The sequence below is a fragment of the Lancefieldella sp. Marseille-Q7238 genome, assembly GCF_949152215.1.
Classification (GTDB): domain Bacteria; phylum Actinomycetota; class Coriobacteriia; order Coriobacteriales; family Atopobiaceae; genus Lancefieldella.
Window position 1 is genome coordinate 393,803 of sequence record NZ_OX424407.1, and the last position, 19,134, is coordinate 412,936.

The window sequence follows — 19,134 nt, forward strand, 5'->3', positions numbered from 1 at the left end:
CTATGCACACACCCTCTGCCTCCTCCGCTCATGAGATGCGCATCCTGCATGATCTCAGCTTTCTTGGCCACTACCTCTATGTCAACAGAGGCGGTCGAGGCGGTCAGCAATTTGTTCTCACCACGCTGTATGCCTACGGCGCGATGACTCAAAAGGAGCTTCTCAGCCGCACCTTAAACGCATCGGCATCTCTTTCGGAGGTTATCAGTAAGCTGGAATCCGAAGGACTTGTCACGCGTACGAGGTCAGAAGAAGACCGCAGGCAGTTTATCGTATCTCTCACGGAGCTTGGCACAAAACGCGCGCTTGAGGAAGAAGTAAAGCGCCAGGCGTTTTTGGACAAGGCGCTCGCCTGTGTAAATGAGGCCGAGCAGACCGCGCTTCTTGCAACGCTTGATACGCTTGTCGCACATTGGAAGACACTCGAGAAATCCAAGAAGGGAGAGGCTTTATGCCAACAGAAGTAACAACGCATGAACAGTTTGAACAAGAAGCGCTGTCCGCCGAAGAAACTGCCGCTCTCGCCAAAGCCAAACAAGAACGTACGGGTATCACAGATACCGGCAACTTTAGTATTAGAGAAATCATTGCGGTACTTGCCCGCAGCATCGGCGAATTCAAGAAAGCGAGCATTTGGACGCCTGTGCTTGTATTTATCGAAACCACCTTTGAGGTCTTGATTCCTTTCAGAACGGCGGATTTGGTAGATACCCTCCGCTCGGGAGCGGACGTGGCAGCCATCATGAACTCAGGCGCCGTACTTGCTCTCATGGCGCTTTGCTCGCTTGCCGCAGGTGCAGCCGCAGGCCTCACCTGCGCGCACGCCTCCACCGGCTTTGCCCGCAATCTCCGTCGCGATATGTTCTATAACATTCAGACCTTCTCGTTCGCTACGATTGATTCATTCTCGTCATCGTCTTTGGTAACGCGGCTGACCACCGATATTACCAACGTTCAGCTGGCCTATATGATGATTATCCGTATGGCCATACGCGCTCCTTTTATGCTCATCTTCTCGTTTATCGCCGCGCTTGTTATGGGCGGCTGGATGGCGCTTATCTTTGCCGCTATGATGCCTCTTTTAGGTGTGGCACTCTACGCGCTCATCACGCGCGTCATTCCTATTTTCAAACGCGTCTTTAAGCAATACGACGCCCTCAACGAATCCGCGGAGGAAAACCTCGCTGGCATTCGCGTAGTGAAGTCTTTTGTAAACGAAAATTTCGAGCGACAGAAATTTGACCGGGCCTCAAAGGATTTGCAGGCGGGATTTACCAAAGCTGAGCGCATCATCGCTTTGAACTCGCCTTTTATGAACTTTGCGGTCTATGTGGTCTTTGTCGCCATCCTCTACGCTGGCTCCTACCTCATCATCTCCACACAAGGGAGCGCGCTTGGCGTGGGACAGCTTTCCTCGCTCATAACCTACGGCTTCATGATGCTCATGAGTCTCATGATGCTTTCATTCGTACTCGCCATGATTATCATTGCCGAAGAAGGAGCGCGCCGCATTTGCGAGGTACTTCTCGCCCGCCCGACCATTATAAATCCTGAAATCGCACGGACAGAAGTTTCTGACGGAAGCATCGACTTCAATGGCGTCGGCTTTTCATATGCCGGACCGAAGGGACGCGAAGCGCTTTCCGGCGTTGACCTTCATATCAAATCTGGAGAGGTCATTGGCATTATCGGCGGAACGGGATCCGCGAAGTCAACGCTTGTACAGCTGATTCCGCGCCTTTACGACGTTACATCCGGAAGCGTCTCTGTAGGCGGCCATGACGTCCGGGAATATGATTTGGATACGCTTCGCGGCGCAGTCGGTATGGTTTTGCAGAAAAACGTCCTGTTTTCCGGAACAATCGCCGAAAACCTCCGCTGGGGCAATACACAGGCTACCGACGCGGAGCTTGTTGAGGCGGCGAAGCTTGCTCAGGCCGATAGCTTTGTGCAGACCTTCCCTGATGCGTACGAAACGCATATCGAGCAGGGCGGCACCAATGTTTCTGGTGGACAAAAACAGCGCCTCTGCATCGCCCGCGCGCTTTTGAAAAAGCCTAAGGTACTCATCCTCGATGACTCTACCAGCGCCGTTGACACCAAAACCGATTCGCTCATTCGAGAGGGCCTCCGCACGTTTTTGCCTGAAACGACCAAGATTATTATCGCTCAGCGCACTTCAAGCGTTGAAGACGCCGACCGCATACTCGTTATCGATAACGGCCGCGTCAATGCTATAGGCACGCACGAGGAGCTTCTTAAAGAAAACAAGATTTACCGCGAGGTGTACTTCTCGCAAAATAGGCAACAAACGGATGAAGCGCATGAAACGGAACAGGAGGCGAGCTTGCATGAGTAAGCAGACTCAAGCGCAGGAGGCGCAGACAGAACAGAAAAGCGACGCCGCTCCACAGCCTCGAAAAAAAGGTTCTATGGGCAAGATTATCGGCCGCACCATGAAGATGCTGTGGCAGTTCTACCCCATCCTTCTTCCCGTTGCTCTTGGCACGGCCGTTGTCCAGGCGATCATGCAGTCGGTGCCCAATATCTTCCTTGAGCGCATCCTCACCATCATTGAGCAGTATATCGGTGCGGCGGACTGGAGCGGCGCTCAGCCGGTTATTTTTTCCAACGTCGCGCTTCTCGCCTCTATGTACGTCATCAGCCTCATATGCAACGTCATCTCCACGCAGGGCATGGCCATCGTCACGCAGGGCGCGCTCCAGAAATTCCGCTACAGAATGTTCGACCACATGCAGGACTTGCCCATCAGCTATTTTGATTCCCATCTCAACGGCGATATCATGAGCTACTACACCAACGACATCGACGCTATGCGCCAGATGATTGGTATCAGCCTGCCGCAGCTGCTCTTTACCTTCATTATGCTGCTTGCCGTTATGATTATCATGTTCTACTACAGCATCCCCATGGCGCTCATCATCATCCTTGGCTCTGCTGTGATGGTAGGACTCACTCGCTTTCTGGGCGGCCGCTCCGCACGCAACTTTATGATGCAGCAAAAGACTACCGCCGACGTTGAAGGCCATATCCAGGAGATTATGAATGGCGAAAAAGTCGTCAAGGTCTTCAGCCATGAAAAGGAAACGGAAGCCTCCTTCGACGCCATCAATGATGAGCTCATGGCCCGCTCCCGTGACGCGAACGCCTATTCCAACACGCTGATGCCTGTGCTGAACAACATCGGAAACCTGCTGTATGTCATCGTTGCTATCGCCGCGGGCATTATGATTTCGACAAACTTCCAGAACGTTTCTTTTTCCGGAATGGCGCTCAACATCGCGGTAGCTGTCCCCTTCCTCAACATGACGCGACAGTTTTCCGCGCAGATCGGTCAGATTTCCGGACAGATTAACTCCGTTGTCATGGGCGTAGCCGGCGCCGGCCGCATTTTCGAGCTTCTGGACGAGCCTGTCGAGAAGGACGAAGGCTATGTCACGTTGGTGAACTCCGAGATGGTTGACGGCGAGATTCAAGAAGCCGAGTACCGTACCGGCTATTGGGCCTGGAAGCATCCTCACAAAGACGGCACCGTTACCTATACGCCGCTCAAAGGCGATGTGCGCCTCTTTGACGTCGACTTCGCCTACGTACCTGGAAATACAGTCCTTCACGACATTTCACTCTATGCGAAACCGGGCCAGAAGGTCGCCTTCGTTGGCGCAACCGGCGCGGGAAAGACTACCATCACCAACCTGCTGAACCGCTTCTACGATATTGAAGACGGTAAGATCCGCTACGATGGCATCAACATCAATAAGATCAAGAAGAGCTCGTTGAGACGTGCGCTCGGCGTGGTGCTGCAGGACGTGAATCTCTTTACCGGCACGGTTATGGACAATATCCGTTATGGCCGTCTGAACGCTACTGACGAGGATTGCGTTCGCGCCGCCAAACTCGCCGGCGCCGATGACTTTATCAGGCGCCTGCCCGACGGCTATCATACGATGCTCAAAGACAACGGCTCGGCGCTTTCGCAGGGTCAGCGCCAGCTTATCTCCATCGCCCGCGCAGCCGTCGCTGATCCTCCCGTCATGATTTTGGATGAAGCTACTTCCAGTATCGACACGCGCACCGAAGCCATCGTCCAGCGAGGTATGGACGCGCTCATGTACGACCGCACCACCTTTGTTATCGCACACCGCCTGTCCACGGTTCGTAACTCAAACGTTATCGTCGTTCTTGACCACGGCCGTATCATTGAGCGCGGAACCCACGAGGAACTTCTCGCCAAGCGAGGAACCTACTACCAGCTCTATACTGGCGCCTTTGAGCTTGAGTAGGACGTCTTTGTCCTTGTCTTACGCGACGATAAACACGCCACGGCTTGTACTACAGGCCGTGGCGTGCTTTGCGCTCAGGCACCGAGAAGCACGTGGTGCAGCTCGGGAACGTTGTCAACGATTGCAGCCGCTCCATGATCAATAAGCTCCTGCTTAACCGTGGTATTCCCATAGAGAACTCCCACACAGGGCACGTCATTCGGACGAGCCGCGTCGATGTCATACATGCGATCACCCACCATAACCGCATGTTCAGTATCCACCTGCAGTTTATTCATGACGTCAGCAATCGCCTGAACCTTTGTGGATTCCGCTTCGTCACGCCGACCCACGCAGGCGTCCAAAACGCCTTCAAGACGGTTGTCTTTGACACCGCGCAGCACCAGGTCCTGCTTCTTAGAACTTGCGATGGCCACAAGCTTCCCCGCACGCTTGAGGTCATCCAAAAGAGGATAAATACCTTCAAACAAAGGCCACGTTCCCTCAACGGCATAAATTTCACGATAGCGTTTGGTGACCGCCTCTGCCTGTGCGCGATTCATGCCGTAAACCATTTCAAACGCGTAAGGAAACGGCGGTCCTACAATACGACGAATATCGCCCATTTCCTCTTCAGTCATGCCAATTTCCGTAAATACTTTCCGAGCGGTCTGCGTAATGCCAGGCATGGTATCGGCAAGCGTGCCGTCAAAATCAAAAATAACGAGGTCTCGATTGGCAAGATCATCAAGAACCTGCCGATATTGCGCGCCTTTTGCAGCGATACGTGGAACAGTGATTGCCATAAAGATATCCTTACGCCAAACGAATGCAGTACAACATTGCAGTACCACATATTCCCCTCGTCTATCTATAACATTCAACATAATAGACGCGATGCCTTGTTACGCAAAGCATTTTTCGCTGAGCTTCCGCGAATTTTCGCTGAGCGCGCTGACCGGTTACCGACAAAAACAAGCCTTTTGACCGTACGGGGTATATAGTTACCAAAAGGTGAATCATTATGCCACCGGTTGGAGGTGTATCGTGGCTCACCTTGAAAACGACCCGGAAGCCAAGCAGCCCGGTCGTAACCGCTTAGGAAAGCTGTTCTCTTCACTCGTCGACGGAGATACGCTCCCCGATGTGGTGTCTTTGTATGCTGAAAAAAACGAGGGCGCTTCTCATCTTCTCTTTAATCAAAAACGTTCAAAACTTGATATAGAGGACCTGTCGAAAAAACTCGCCCTTGCCCAACATCCCCTTGAGGTATTGCAGACATTTGTCAGAGACGCGTTGACGCATGCCTCAGACGAAACCACTCCGACAAGCGCCGATGCCGCCGACGCGCTGAAACCCAGCGACTACAAGCTGCATCTGACCAAGCGGCTGCAAGAGGCCGGGATTAACGTCGCCGACGCGCATCTTGCGAAGATACGCATCATCCGCTTGCGCACCAGCGGGCTCTTCTACATCAGAACGACAGCCTCATCCTACCCATATCTCACTCGCTTGCGTCTCCTTGAGATAGAAAGCGCTCTAAACATCGCTCTTCTCGCCAATCATTATTTCTTGGATGCGAATATGGTGAGTAAGGATGACCTGCTTCTGTTTGAGCGCAACGTGCTGCGCTCAATCACCTCGCAGGCTCCCGCCAGTGCAGCTCGTTCGCAAAACGGAACTCGTGACGGCGAGTGGATTGTCAGAAAGGCAATCTCTCTTGCCATCGAGAATCTGCGCCTGCCCTACCGCTTGGAGCTGGACTTCCGCACCAATGTCCATGCTGGAAGAGCAGCGTTTCGCATTAAGCTGATACCGCCAGAAGTGTTTCCAAAAACACACTACCAGCCCAAGACCGGTGAGATGGCTTCGACCGAAGATGTTCTCAAACGCGCCGCCACCGACTACAACACGCGTCTCGGCATCCTTGTGACAGCATCCGCGTTTAACAGCTCACAGACTATTCGTGACGTCTGGATAGAAGGCATCACAGAAGATCCCGTTAAACACTGTTGTTTGTACACGGCGCATATCACAAGAAATCAGTTTGAAGACGTCCGGCTTACCGATATCTCGAATCCGGTTGAGCTTCTTTTGTCGTGGGGCGCGTCAATCAACAGCCAGGAAAACATTTTGTCCCCTGTCAAACCCAGCTTCAGCCTCGAGGACGAACGTTTTTGCCCTCCCAGCCGATACGACACCATCGAGGATTCCACCAAGTCACTTGCAAGCGAGGCGGCGCGCGCCCTCGGAACCACTCAGGTCTCGGGGCTTTCTATCGACGAGGGGGAACATCGAGAGGTTATAGCCACCGAAATTCTGCGCAATCTTTCTTCCTCCACTGAAGAAAACGTACGCATGATTTTGTCCCTCACCGCGCAAGACAAAGACTCTACCGTCCGTACCGCCGGCGAGCGCATCGTCGCCCGTCTCATCGATGGCACGCTCTCGGAAAGCGATATGGAAGCTGTCGGCGCAGAATTCGTTAACGGAGGCACGCTTCAGGCAGCCGTCACACAGGCTCGCGCCCTTATCGCCCAAAAGGATTTCGCTGATGCCGAGAAGTGCCTCCTCTTGGCGCTCAATGACATCGACGCCACACTAACCTACGCCGACAATGAAACGACCTGCTGGCGAGTCTTTACTAGTTATGTCGACCGCGTGCTCTACAACCGTCTTCTCGATACGCGGACACGCACGACAAAACTAGCTCCTACGGCCTACTTTGATGCCCACCTTCTGACCTCCATCGCTGAGCTGCTGCAAGCAAAAACAAGTTCCGCCATCGCGCACGCTCGCCGAGCGGCAGAGGTAGCTCCTCTCAGCACCAGCGCACGCTTGCACCTTGCGCACTGCCTCGAGGCAACCGGGCAGCTTGAAGAAGCCATTGAAGTGCTCAAAACGCTTCTTACGTACGCCCACGATCCTGAAGGCATCGGCTTTGGATACTACCGGATGGCGTTTTTTCAATGGCGCGTTCATAACTATGCCACCGCATCGGCCTGCTACCAATACGCCCTTCGTTTTCTGCCGGGCGCGATGTTTCTTATCAGTACAGAAATGCGTATCCTGGCAATACGGGAGCCGCACTTTTCAATTGAAGAGCTGACAGACGAGCAAATTCGCAGAACACTGGCAGGCACGCAGATACCCATAGCGCCGACTCCGGAAGTATCCGAAGTCTTTATGGAAGGCACCCGCGCGTCCCTTGACGCCGAGCTTTTTAGCGTTGCAAAAAGTTTTATGACTAACCTCGGTATCATGACAAAAGATGATATCTACTACGACATGCTTCGTTCTATTGAAAGCGAGCCCGATCGCTGACGAGAGCTGACGAGAATTTCTGTCCCTATAAAACACGGGGCGAGAAAATCTTCTCGCCCCGTTTACATGCGCGTATACAGAGTATGCTGTTGCACTACAGACGGTTGAGAATGGAAACCAATCGGTCTCCGTAGCTTGAATCCATAGCCCACGTACCAGCAAGTTTTCCGATAGTTGTTGCAGGATTTGCCTTCTGCCTGTTGAGCAGCCAGTTACCAAAACGCTTGTCAACAATGGCTGTTAAGGGATAGTTTCCCGTATAGACGCGAAGATGCTGTGACTGAGCGAGAAGCCCCTCAGAGACGCTGTCGTACGTATCGCCCGAAACACCGTTGCCTGTTGCGCCAAGACCGCCGAAGTTGCACTGCTCTACCTTGACGTCACCGCCGAACTTCAGATATCCCGTCTCAAGCATTGCCTGAGCGTAAAGAACCTCAGGTCTCACTCCTTCCGCAAGCGCTGCGTCCCATAGCTGATCAATAAAGGCTTCGGGCGTTGCTGCGCCCTTCGCAGCAAGCGCTTCCGGATAGGAGATTCCGCGAACGGCGAGCCCTGCTTTCAAATCCGCTACCAAGTCCGCCTTGGTAAGGGTCGCGCTCCCAAGGATCGAAACGTTCGTAGACCAGGCGCCCCGCGCCGGCTTGTTAGAAGGATCCTCTTGATTATTGTCATCATCATCTCCCGGCTTGGGATCCGAAGCGTCGTCCTCGGTTATCAGCTTGGCACCGGCATCCGAAGAGGTCCTCAGGTACCCGTTGCCATCAGCCCATACACGGCGTCCTGAAGGAAGCGTTACCCACTGGCTGGTTGCAAGGCCAAGCTGCTCATCAATCCAGTAAGGATATCCGTTGACCATAATCATGCCGAGGTCTGCGGGATGCAGAGGATTATGAGGATCAAAGTAGAAGACGCGACCCCATTTTGTTGTCGCCCACCCTGAGGCAAGCGCACCGGAATCAGTTGCCCATGACCAGGTTCCTTCAGAGTTTTGCACCCATTCCTGACAGGCCATGCCGCTGTTCTCGTCAATGAGATAGGTCTTGTCACCGTCAGTAACCTGACCGAACTTAGCAGCGTTATGAGGAAGGGTTGGATCAAGGTAGAACCATCTGTCATTTGGCTTTGCCCAACCTGAAACAGCAATGCCTTCTGAGTTGAAGAGATGCCAGCCGTCAGCGTCTTTTACCCAGGTGTTCTTGCAGGCTACTCCATTGCTGTCAAAGTACATCCAACCGGCATCATACTTATGCCAACCGGGACTTGGCGAAGCGTCGTCCTCGGTTATCAGCTTGGCACCGGCATCCGAAGAGGTCCTCAGGTACCCGTTGCCATCAGCCCATACACGGCGTCCTGAAGGAAGCGTTACCCACTGGCTGGTTGCAAGGCCAAGCTGCTCATCAATCCAGTAAGGATATCCGTTGACCATAATCATGCCGAGGTCTGCGGGATGCAGAGGATTATGAGGATCAAAGTAGAAGACGCGACCCCATTTTGTTGTCGCCCACCCTGAGGCAAGCGCACCGGAATCAGTTGCCCATGACCAGGTTCCTTCAGAGTTTTGCACCCATTCCTGACAGGCCATGCCGCTGTTCTCGTCAATGAGATAGGTCTTGTCACCGTCAGTAACCTGACCGAACTTAGCAGCGTTATGAGGAAGGGTTGGATCAAGGTAGAACCATCTGTCATTTGGCTTTGCCCAACCTGAAACAGCAATGCCTTCTGAGTTGAAGAGATGCCAGCCGTCAGCGTCTTTTACCCAGGTGTTCTTGCAGGCTACTCCATTGCTGTCAAAGTACATCCAACCGGCATCATACTTATGCCAACCGGGACTTGGCGAAATAGAGGATGAGTCATAGTTAATCTGACGAGAAACACTCGAACCGTCAGATGACCTCGCAGTAATGTAGAGCGTATAGGTACCTTTTGAAGGAGGCATAAAAGTACTTGACGTTTTTGTGGTGTTCTCAGCAAGGGTTACCCACGAACCGCCAGCTGGTTTGTAATAGTAGGAATAGGTCATTCCCGTGCCGACACCTATCAGATGAGGACTCATGACAATCTGCCCCCTCGCATCCGTTGAGACGTCAACGCGGCTCATGCTCCACCATGTATCAGATGCATAGAAATGATCCCAGATGCCCCACGCGTCCGCCCAACCGATGTAGTCGATAAACGACGGATCGGACAGCTTTGCCTCCATGGCCGGATTGGAAATGAATTCATGCTCGATAATAACGCCTAAGATACCTTGCTTGCGTGCATAGCGGATAATACCGAAATAATCGGACTCTTCGCCGGTATCGTAGGGACTTTCCGAGCCGTTTCCCTTGGTTGGCGCCGAATCCCAGCGTGTCGTAATACCCGCGCGCTTATTGAGTTCGCCGTTTATCGCTTTTGCAAGCGCCTGTCCGGCGGCATAGAGATCGCTGTTATACTGCGCTCTGCGAGGAACGAGCACCATAGATCCGACAGCATATGGACCGGCTGAGTTATAGTGCATCGAAACAATGGCGCAGCAGTTCGCGTCAACCGCCCTCTGGACGCGCTCCCGCAGTGAAGGATCCTCATGCTCTCCGCGAACAATAACGACCTGGATACCCCATTTTTCGAGATAGTACTTTGCGCGCATGGCAGTATTCCATGCCACATCTCCTTCACGCAGACCATTTGGGCCGATAGCACCCGGATCACGGCCAGCTGTGCCATCGCTGTGACCGGGGTCAATCGCAATGGGTCTTCCCGTTGCCCGAGCTGTTGCAATGGCGCTTTGCAGTGAATCTGACGTAACGAGATTACCCGATGAATCCATCGTGGTATAGGTTTCAGCCGCTGCTAATCGAGGCGCCCACAGACAGGTTACGACTAAAGCCAGCAGGACTGCCGCGCATAAACGCGTGACAACCGTGAACTTCGCTCGTTTCATATATCCTCCGTTTAGGGATGCGTAAAGCGTTTTTCTGTAAAATCAAGCAGTAGTTAATTTTACCTCATAACTCAAAATATACAAAGAAGGCACTCTCTGAAGGAAGGTTGTACTCGCATGTATCCGACTTGTCAAAACTCGCTCTTTCCCCCGCGCTTCTCGGCAGCCATCTTTGACTTTGACGGGACGCTAGCCGCTACCACGCAGCTTTGGCAAAAAATCGACCGGGAGTTTTTTGAAGTGCGCAATATTCCCTACGATCACAACCTCAGCAAAAAGCTCTCTCCGCTCGGCTTTGCGGAAGGAGCTCACTGGGCGGTTGAGGCCTACAATCTAGACGAATCTCCTGAGCATGTCATTGCCGAATGGACCGCAAAGGGAAAAGCCGCTTATCAACATGACGTCGTGCTTCGTCCGGGCGCCGAGAAGTACATCCGGCTGCTGCGCAGTCTCGGTATCAAAACAGCGCTCGCAACGGTAAATGACGCTGATGTATTTGCCTCAATGGAGCCGCGCATTCCCTTTTTCGAGCTCTTTGACGTCATGGTTTTTGGCTCCGACGTCGGCAAGGGCAAGGATAAGCCCGATCTTTATCAAGATGTCCTTATCCGTCTCAATGCCACCGCGTGCAGCACGATTATCTTTGAAGACTTGCCTGTTGCGCTGAAGACTGCAAAAGCGCTGTCGCTTACAACCTGCGCCGTACAATCTGATGACCCCGCGCAAAATAAAAAACTGCTTACCGCCTATGCGGATTTCTTCATTGAATCATGGGAAGATCCTGAACTTCTGCCCAAAGATGCATAACTGTTCGAAGGCGCATAACTGCCTAAAAGCGCATAAAAAAGAAGACCGCCGTAGCGGTCTTCTTTGTTTTCCGGTAACGTTTCGAGAGATACTTAAATCTTGTGGACGCTGGAAGCCTGAAGCTTGCCGTTCTGACCGGTTGTAATCTCAAACTCAACCGGCTGACCCTCATCGAGAGTCTTAAAGCCGTCCATCTCAATCTCGGAATAGTGAACGAACAAGTCGTCGCCGTCCTCGCGAGAGATGAATCCGTAACCCTTATCCGGATTGAACCATTTAACAGTACCCTGAGCCATTTCGTGCCTTTCTTTCTTTGTCCCGCGGGACAAACGCTGCGCTTACGCGCGATACCCGTGGCTAACACCACAAGGAATATAATAACCTTAACGAACGCATATTTGCTCGAGAAACCGCTAACAGCGCAAAATGCATCGACGAACGGCATATTCTCTTCGTGAACCTCAATGAGAGCCATTCACCCTATAATAAAAGACGTCTTTATGTATTTTCTCGAACCTTACTTTTCATGCTGTACTGCCTTTATGCATGTTGTACTATCTCCATGCGAGCATGCCTGGTCGCAGCAAATACGCAGAGTTGATTGGAGCACTATGAACATCACACATCTCCAGAAAAAAAGAGAATCGCTTCTTGCACTTGCTGTGCCAATCGCGTTAAGTATTGCAATCGCTTTGACCCCCTCTCAGATTCTCGCAGACAACAACATGCCGCAGGGAAACACCTATGCTCCTTCATCTTCTGCTAACACGTCAAAATCCGAGGAAGCGCTTCCTCCCGAGACTAACGCCGGCACACCTTCATCGCAGGAATCTTCCGCAAACTCTCACAAAGCTCCGGAACATGACGGCGCGCCAGCCTCACAGGAAACCGAAGAAGCAACCGACAATCAACAGGACACTCCGCAAAATCCCGCGCCTGCGCCCGCTCCTGAGCCTACGCCTGAAGAGCCTTCCTCTCCTTGGGAAGCAAGCGAAAAGGGATTTCGCTATAAGGATGAGAATGGCTCCTATCTCAAGAACACCTGGGTAAAAGACGCTGACGGCTGGCATCTCTTCAACTCAGAAGGCATTGCTGTTTCAGGTTGGGCAAAGCCAAATGACAGATGGTTCTACCTTGATCCAACCCTTCCTCATAACGCTGCTAAGTTCGGTCAGGTTACTGACGGTGACAAGACCTATCTCATTGACGAGAACAGCGGCATGGCCTGTCAGGAATGGGTGCAAAACTCTGAAGGAACCTGGTCATGGGCAACTGATTCCGGTGCGCTTGCCTCAGGGTGGGCGACAACAAAATGGGGTCGCGTCTTCTACTTTGATCCTCATAATCCTCTGCATCCCGCAGACCTCGGCATGATTATGGTCAACGGATATCCTTACTGGATTGATGAGCAGCTTGGCCTTGCAACCAGCCAGTGGATTCAACTTACTGACGGTTCCTGGGTATGGGCGACCGACAACGGATCTTTTGCGTCCGGCTGGGTCTGGGGTCCCAAAAACGCCTGGTGGTACTTTGATCCAACCAAAGCAAACCATCCGCTCATGACAGGAGAAATCAGTGTTGACGGTCGACAGTACTACATCGACGGAAATACCGGTATGAAGCGCAATAGCTGGGTCAAACTTGGTGAAAGCCGGTGGGCCTGGGCGAGCGATGATGGTCCGTTCATCAGCGGCTGGTTCACTGCCCCTAATGGTAGTACCTGGTATTTCAATCCTGATAGTCCATCTCATGAAGCTCTCCTTGGCGAGCAGGTTCTCAACGGCGGGCGTCATTACTATTTTGATGAAAGCTACGGTCTTGCCAGAAAGCAATGGGTTTTACTGCCTAATGGCGACAAGGTTTGGGCGACCCAGGAAGGCACCATTACCGGCCGTATTATCAATAACGAATTTTTTGCCGCTGACGGATCTCAGCCAACAGGAAAAATTGACCTTGGCGGCTTGACGATATATGTTTCATCCGATCACAAGCTCCTGACCGGCTGGCAAAAAATCGATGGTCAGTATTACCTGTACGGAGACGACGGACAACCTGTCTCAGGCTGGGTGCAGGCAGGCGGACGCTGGTACTATCTTGACTCTCAGGGCCTTATGCAAACGGGATGGATTAAGCCCGGCGGCGCTTATTGGTACCACCTTGCCGCCAATGGCGCCATGGATACCGGCTGGATTAAAGATGACGGCAAGGATTACTACCTTGATCCTTATACGGGTGCCATGAAGACCGGATATCTGTCTTGGGGAGGCAAACTCTATGCGGCCGGCCCCGATGGCGCTATGGTAGAGCAACCCTGCTACTATCCCGACATGCTCAACTATGCGCAGAGCATCTATAGCGCCACCAACTGGCTTATTCAAATAGACACCCATCAGAACCGCTTCGCTGTCTATAAGGGTTACCGGGGTAACTGGACTCCATGGTACGAATGGTATTGCACTACAGGCATGCCGGGTATGTGGACCCCTCATGGACAGTTTACTGTCGGATCCAAGGGCTTGTACTTTGGCAGTGGCTATCGATGCTGGTATTACACACAAATTACAGGCGATTACCTTATTCACTCCATCTTGTATAACAGCGATGGGTATACGGTGAGGGATGGCCGCCTAGGATATCACGGCTCACATGGCTGCGTACGCCTTGCTACTGAAAATGCCAAATGGATCTATAACAACATCCCCTACGGCACAAAAATCTATATCTGGTAGCTAAACAAGCGAGTGTTTTGCGCTTCTATCGCGCGAAACACTCGGCTTCCAGCTCAGCAAATTCTTCCGGAGCCTGACCAAGGTCACAATTAAACGATTCCGCAACAGCTTTGGCCTGCAAATGACGCAGGCCTGCTTTGTCCTTCTCGCCAAGCTCTTCGTATATGCGAGAAGTACGCTCAAGCGCGTAGCTTACATATTCGGCAACGGACTCCGCCACGCCCGACAAGAGCATCATGGTAACGAGCGAATCGGGGGCAAGAGAACACGCTGTCTCGGGGCTTAAGTCAATCAGTTCAGCCACCTGCTGCTCGGCCGTTTCAAGAGGCTCGGTGTCTTTGTTTTCCTTCGCCTGTTTGAGAGCGCGTGCGACCGCTCTGCTGAAATCCGCAATAATCTCAAGGATATAATCGCGCTGTAGCATCTTTTGTCCTAACGTTGCGATGGAATTGGAATGTCCAGATGGACGAAGGCACTCTGCGTGGCTTGGCGACCCTGCGGAGTTCTTACGATAAGCCCTTGTTGAAGCAAGTACGGCTCGTATACGTCCTCAAGCGTCGAAGGATCTTCGGAAACGGCGCTTGCCAGCGTAGTAAGACCAACAGGCCGGCCGTGAAACGTTTCGCACAGAGCGCGCAAAACACTCACGTCCATGGCGTCAAGTCCCAGCTCGTCTATGTCAAAAAACGAAAGCGCCTGAGAAGCGACTTCCCATGTAATTGTACCCCCCGCCTTTACCTGAGCGTAATCACGGACGCGCTTAAGCAGGCGGTTTGCCAGACGAGGAGTACCGCGCGATCGAGAGGCGATCTCTAGGGCGCCCTGCTCGTCTACAACCACCTCAAGAATGGAGGCTGACCGCAGCACAATCGTCTTCAGTTCTTCAACCGAATAGTAATCAAGCCTGTACGCAATGCCAAAACGATCGCGCAAAGGGCCTGTCAAAAGCCCCGTTCTTGTTGTTGCAGCGACAAGCGTAAAGCGCGGGATATCAAGCCTGATTGACCTGGCGGCAGGACCTTTGCCAATAACGATATCTAAGAAAAAGTCCTCCATCGCGGGGTACAAAACTTCCTCAATCTGTCTGTTCAGACGGTGAATCTCATCAATAAAGAGGATGTCGCCCTCTTCAAGGTTTGTAAGAATTGCCGCAAGATCGCCGGTACGCTCGATAGCCGGACCTGAAGTGGTGTGGAGCTTTGAGTCCATCTCGCCCGCAAGGACACCGGCAAGGGTAGTCTTACCAAGGCCCGGAGGACCTGAAAAGATGACATGGTCAAGCGGTTCGTTTCTCTTTTTCGCAGCTTGAATAAGCACGCGGAGGTTCTCTTTCACGCGTGTCTGCCCGAGGTATTCGTCCAAAGTCTTAGGCCTGAGCGAACGCTCCTGTTCGATATCGTCCGGCCCGAGCTCCCCCGAAACCATCCTTGTTTCACCATAGGTTTTTTGCTGGGGTCTTGTATGTGATGGACTCTCAAACAAGTTTTTGGCATCTGCCTCCCACATCAGTTACCACTCCCCAGACGGCGCAGCGCGTAGCTTATGGCCTTCTCAATCGTAGAGGCTCCCGCTTCTTCCCTGCCTTCCAGCGCCAAGGCGATTTCTTGCGACGTAAAGCCCATGGCGAGAAGAGCCTCAGTTACTTCATTATCAAGCGGCGCATGGGACGAAGCTGCAGCGCCAAAGCCAAGCGCTTCCGTTGGACCCGACAAACCCACAAGATTTCTGAGTTCGGTGTCTTTGGCGAAAACATCCGAAAGCTCTACCACCATACGCCCCGCTTTTTTCTTTCCGAGTCCGGCAACCTGCGTCATACGCGCGCTATCTTCAGAAGCTACGATGCCGGCGAGCTGGCGCGGCGTAAAGGTTGAGAGCACCGAGAGCGCCAATTTGGCGCCGATGCCAGAAATAGCGCGCAGACGATCAAAGAGCGCACGTTCTTCTCGCGAAGAAAACCCGTAGAGCTCCATGGCGTCTTCTCTGACAACCATCCTGGTAAGAATAGTCACGCCCGCCTCTCCCACCTGAGGAAGGGCGGCGGCGGTATTTGCGGATATGCCCAGTTCATAGCCAACGCCATGAACATCAAGTATCATCAGCGAGGGACTGACAAAGAGCAGGGTACCGGTAAGCTGTACGATCATAGACGAACTCTCCTTTTGCCAAGTTCTTCTGTTCTTACCAGATGCGCATGGCAGACCGCCGCGGCAAGCGCATCAGCCGCGTGATCGGGGTGCGGCTCATGGTCAAGTTGTAGGACCGTACGGATCATGTACATGACCTGTGCCTTATCGGCCGAACCGGTACCAACGACCGCCTGCTTTATCTGCATGGGCGTGTACTCTCCAACCGACAAGCCCGCCCGAGCACAAGCCACAATCGCGGCTCCCCTTGCCTGAGCGGTAGGAATAGCCGAGCGCACGTTTTGTCCAAAGTAGATGCTCTCAATTGAAAGCGCCACCGGCCTGAACTTTTGGATGACCAGAGAAATCTCATCGTAAATGCGACCCAAACGCATATCGATAGGCTCGTTTGCCTTTGTTTCCACGCATCCGTACGCACGCGCGCGGCAAGCCGACCCGCGAGTTTCAACGATGCCCCAGCCCGTATGAGCCAATCCCGGGTCGATTCCTAAAATGACCATCCTGCCCTCTTAGAGACGATAAGAACGTTCGTTCCATTTTATCATACGAAAGGCATTAATTCTCCGAAAACGGTCCCCGCCACATTTTTGGCATGCCAAACATAACGCCCGCTCCCTCAAGACCTGAGAACTCACGAAGATAGTCCAGAATCTCCTGGAGGCTCTCAGGAGAAGGCATCTCAACCTGTTCGGGAATCGCTTGCATAAAGGCGTGCTCCGCCGACGCGAGCAGGCCGTCAAACAGCGTTGACGTATCTTCTTCTACCGTCTGTTTTCGTTGCGAGTCTCTCCACGAAGTAAAGAGCGGCAGCTCGGTATCGACCAATGGACACTGCAAAAGTATAAGCAATGACCCTCTGTTCTGGCGGGTAACTCCATTGCCATACAGCGCGTCCAACACATCCGCAACCGCTTCCTCATAGCCTATTTTAGCAACTATCTCATGAAAGCTTTTGCCGAGCTCAATCGTCCTCGACAAAACGGTATCAACGAAATGCGCCTGCTCATAAAAGGACGAGAAAAGCTCATCCTTCTTTTTGAAATCAAACACCTCATATGTAACGGTCGCTGAAAGGGCAGCCTTCACTTCAGGAACCGACTCGCAAAAATCAAGGATTTCAGACAGATACAAATCGCCCAGCGGATGTAGCGCACCGGCCGCAATCATCCCACCCGCGCCAAGCGCCCAATCGCTCTTGTTCTCGGTGGTAAGCACCAAAAGGTTATTCTCGCGAGCATATGCTGCAAGGCGCGCATAGGCAATATCATATTCAAGTTGGTCTTGCGTTTCTACGCTGCTGATATATATCTGAGATGCTTGAAAGACACTTCGCGCAAGCGCCGCCGTCACTTGGGCGCTGACTGACGTGTCGAGAAGTACCGCAACGCCGTCAAAATGGCCCTGCTTTACGAACTCAAACAGACCCAGCTTGAGAGCTTTCCATCCCACAGCAGACGTATCTTCTGACGCCGGAAGAGAGAGTGCTTCTTTGCTTCGTGAGCCTGAATCAATATCAACGCAGATGAGGTCCTCTTCAAAGGCTTTTGCGCAAATGCCGCACTCTCCGTCAGGCGCTATAACGAAGCTTGAACCGATGCTAACGTGCCCTCCGTACAGACCGACCGCGTTAACGCCAATAACCCATGCTCCCAACTCATCCGCATCGGAAGAAAAACGGCTATCGCTCAGGCCGAGACCCATAGTGGTATTGACATCAGACAACGCATATCCCGAAGTGTTCAGATAGAGCATAAGGTCAGCAGTTTGATCGGCATCGCGCCAAGCATCGAGATCCTGGCAACTAAATGAAATGCCTATCGTATAATCGCCCCATTCAAAATGAGGCAGGTCAAAGCCCGGGTCTTCCTCATCGGAAAGGTCACCTTCGGTTACGCTTTCCCGAGCGAGGGCGCTCAGGTGCGCAATCTCCGCTGTAAGGCGCAGAGGCGTCACGTGCCCCTGACGCAAGAACATCGCTTCGCTGAGCACCTCATGGTCTTTTGTAACCGCAACAGGAACGACTGCGGGAAGTGGAAGATTCTCTGCAAGTTGCTTAAGCGTTGCAAACAGATCGTCAAGAAACCCCTCAACGGTCGCATCGGTAAGAGACATCAGTCCCGTCAGCGACGGCGCGGGATACACAATGAGCTCGGCATGTTGCTCCTTTGCGCGCTCGGCATAGGCCAGCATGCGCTCATACGTTTCAGACAAAGCTCCGCTCTGCGTATTCATTTGTGCAACGGCAACATTCATAGTCAATCCTCCGGTTAAAGCAACCCCTCACAAGTATGCCCAAAAATACAAAAAAGAGCTGCGATTTCTCACAGCTCTTAAAAAACTCGTAATAGCCTCGTGCAAGCAGCGTTCATAACCCGCTTGCCTGCAGGTGCTCTTAGAATTCAGATTTCCAAAGGCCATGCAGATTGCAGAATTCGTAGGCAATCGCATGCTGGTCTTCAGGAAGCGCAAAATGCGCTTCCGGCTGCTGACCTGGAGCAAGGCGTTTGAGATTGACGCCCTGCTCGGTCTCAAGAGCAATGAACTCAATGTAGTGTTCGGGCAGCATGGGATGAGCAACCTCTCCTACCTTCACCACTAGCTTACTGCCATCACGGGAAACCACGGGAACATGCTTTTCAGTAGCTCCGTCGGTCGTATTGGCTGAAAGCAGCTCCATGGGCTCGCCGCAGCAGGAAGGAACAACGTTGCCATCCACGACGACGTAAACGATATTTCCGCAGTGTTTGCAGCGATAAAACTTAGCTTGTGCCATTATTTCTCCTCTCACAAGGTACCGCCCTCTTGTGGACCGTACCGTTCTGCCTATAGTACTACCCATACCGTGTGTTTTAAATCACAAACGCTATAAGTTAAGTAGCATTTATGAAAATTCCCGTAGCAACCGCTGTTGCAGCAGACGCCAA

15 protein-coding genes are annotated in these 19,134 nt (G+C 52.6%); 6 read left to right on the forward strand and 9 right to left on the reverse strand.

The genetic code is table 11. The features are described from left to right. Window positions 1–2: 2 nt before the first annotated feature. The 3 genes from QM016_RS01820 to QM016_RS01830 are packed head-to-tail and all read left to right on the forward strand — an operon-like array spanning window position 3 to window position 4,304. A complete protein-coding gene (locus QM016_RS01820) occupies window positions 3–467 on the forward strand; it encodes a MarR family transcriptional regulator (protein ID WP_016476835.1) in 465 nt (154 codons plus the stop codon). Further along, window positions 452–2,359 carry an ABC transporter ATP-binding protein gene (locus QM016_RS01825; protein WP_282709964.1) on the forward strand — a complete coding sequence of 636 codons (1,908 nt, stop codon included), beginning with the start codon at window positions 452–454 and terminating at the stop codon, window positions 2,357–2,359. The genes QM016_RS01820 and QM016_RS01825 overlap by 16 nt, the downstream gene beginning before the upstream one ends. Next, window positions 2,352–4,304 (forward strand): ABC transporter ATP-binding protein, encoded by a 1,953-nt coding sequence (locus QM016_RS01830; RefSeq protein WP_016476833.1) that lies wholly within the window; start codon window positions 2,352–2,354, stop codon window positions 4,302–4,304. Before QM016_RS01825 ends, QM016_RS01830 begins: the two co-directional genes overlap by 8 nt. Before the next feature lie 74 nt (window positions 4,305–4,378). On the opposite strand, the gene QM016_RS01835 is transcribed toward QM016_RS01830, so the two are convergent. Continuing rightward, window positions 4,379–5,089: an HAD hydrolase-like protein gene (locus tag QM016_RS01835; RefSeq protein ID WP_016476832.1), complete on the reverse strand. Its 711-nt coding sequence runs from the start codon at window positions 5,087–5,089 to the stop codon at window positions 4,379–4,381. Between the two features lie 241 nt (window positions 5,090–5,330). On the opposite strand from QM016_RS01835, the gene QM016_RS01840 reads away from it, so the two are divergent. Next, complete coding sequence (locus QM016_RS01840; RefSeq protein WP_282709966.1) at window positions 5,331–7,607, forward strand: tetratricopeptide repeat protein; 2,277 nt, start codon at window positions 5,331–5,333, stop codon at window positions 7,605–7,607. A 94-nt stretch (window positions 7,608–7,701) separates the two neighbouring features. Here QM016_RS01840 and QM016_RS01845 read toward each other — a convergent pair whose 3' ends face one another. Further along, the gene (locus tag QM016_RS01845) at window positions 7,702–10,530 is read right to left on the reverse strand and encodes an N-acetylmuramoyl-L-alanine amidase (protein ID WP_282709967.1); all 2,829 of its coding nucleotides are present in this window, start codon (window positions 10,528–10,530) and stop codon (window positions 7,702–7,704) included. Between the two features lie 117 nt (window positions 10,531–10,647). Between QM016_RS01845 and QM016_RS01850 the strand changes: the two genes are divergently transcribed. Then, the gene (locus tag QM016_RS01850) at window positions 10,648–11,337 is read left to right on the forward strand and encodes an HAD family phosphatase (RefSeq protein WP_282709968.1); all 690 of its coding nucleotides are present in this window, start codon (window positions 10,648–10,650) and stop codon (window positions 11,335–11,337) included. A 92-nt stretch (window positions 11,338–11,429) separates the two neighbouring features. On the opposite strand, the gene QM016_RS01855 is transcribed toward QM016_RS01850, so the two are convergent. Then, the gene (locus QM016_RS01855; protein WP_016476828.1) at window positions 11,430–11,633 is read right to left on the reverse strand and encodes a cold-shock protein; all 204 of its coding nucleotides are present in this window, start codon (window positions 11,631–11,633) and stop codon (window positions 11,430–11,432) included. A 315-nt stretch (window positions 11,634–11,948) separates the two neighbouring features. Between QM016_RS01855 and QM016_RS01860 the strand changes: the two genes are divergently transcribed. After that, entirely contained in the window at window positions 11,949–14,066 is a 2,118-nt protein-coding gene (locus QM016_RS01860; RefSeq protein ID WP_282709970.1) for a L,D-transpeptidase family protein, read from the forward strand. 25 nt (window positions 14,067–14,091) lie between these two features. Here the strand turns inward: QM016_RS01860 and QM016_RS01865 are convergent, their stop codons facing one another. From QM016_RS01865 to QM016_RS01890, 6 genes are all read right to left on the reverse strand, one after another. After that, window positions 14,092–14,490: a hypothetical protein gene (locus QM016_RS01865; protein WP_282709971.1), complete on the reverse strand. Its 399-nt coding sequence runs from the start codon at window positions 14,488–14,490 to the stop codon at window positions 14,092–14,094. Between the two features lie 8 nt (window positions 14,491–14,498). Then, window positions 14,499–15,572 carry a Holliday junction branch migration DNA helicase RuvB gene (gene ruvB / locus QM016_RS01870; protein ID WP_016476825.1) on the reverse strand — a complete coding sequence of 358 codons (1,074 nt, stop codon included), beginning with the start codon at window positions 15,570–15,572 and terminating at the stop codon, window positions 14,499–14,501. Next, window positions 15,572–16,210 (reverse strand): Holliday junction branch migration protein RuvA, encoded by a 639-nt coding sequence (gene ruvA / locus QM016_RS01875; protein WP_016476824.1) that lies wholly within the window; start codon window positions 16,208–16,210, stop codon window positions 15,572–15,574. Before ruvA ends, ruvB begins: the two co-directional genes overlap by 1 nt. Beyond that, window positions 16,207–16,710 (reverse strand): crossover junction endodeoxyribonuclease RuvC, encoded by a 504-nt coding sequence (gene ruvC, locus QM016_RS01880; protein WP_016476823.1) that lies wholly within the window; start codon window positions 16,708–16,710, stop codon window positions 16,207–16,209. Before ruvC ends, ruvA begins: the two co-directional genes overlap by 4 nt. Before the next feature lie 55 nt (window positions 16,711–16,765). After that, the gene (locus QM016_RS01885) at window positions 16,766–18,463 is read right to left on the reverse strand and encodes a carbon-nitrogen hydrolase family protein (RefSeq protein ID WP_282709972.1); all 1,698 of its coding nucleotides are present in this window, start codon (window positions 18,461–18,463) and stop codon (window positions 16,766–16,768) included. A gap of 139 nt (window positions 18,464–18,602) precedes the next feature. After that, window positions 18,603–18,983 carry a desulfoferrodoxin family protein gene (locus tag QM016_RS01890; RefSeq protein ID WP_016476821.1) on the reverse strand — a complete coding sequence of 127 codons (381 nt, stop codon included), beginning with the start codon at window positions 18,981–18,983 and terminating at the stop codon, window positions 18,603–18,605. Between the last annotated feature and the right edge of the window lie 151 nt (window positions 18,984–19,134).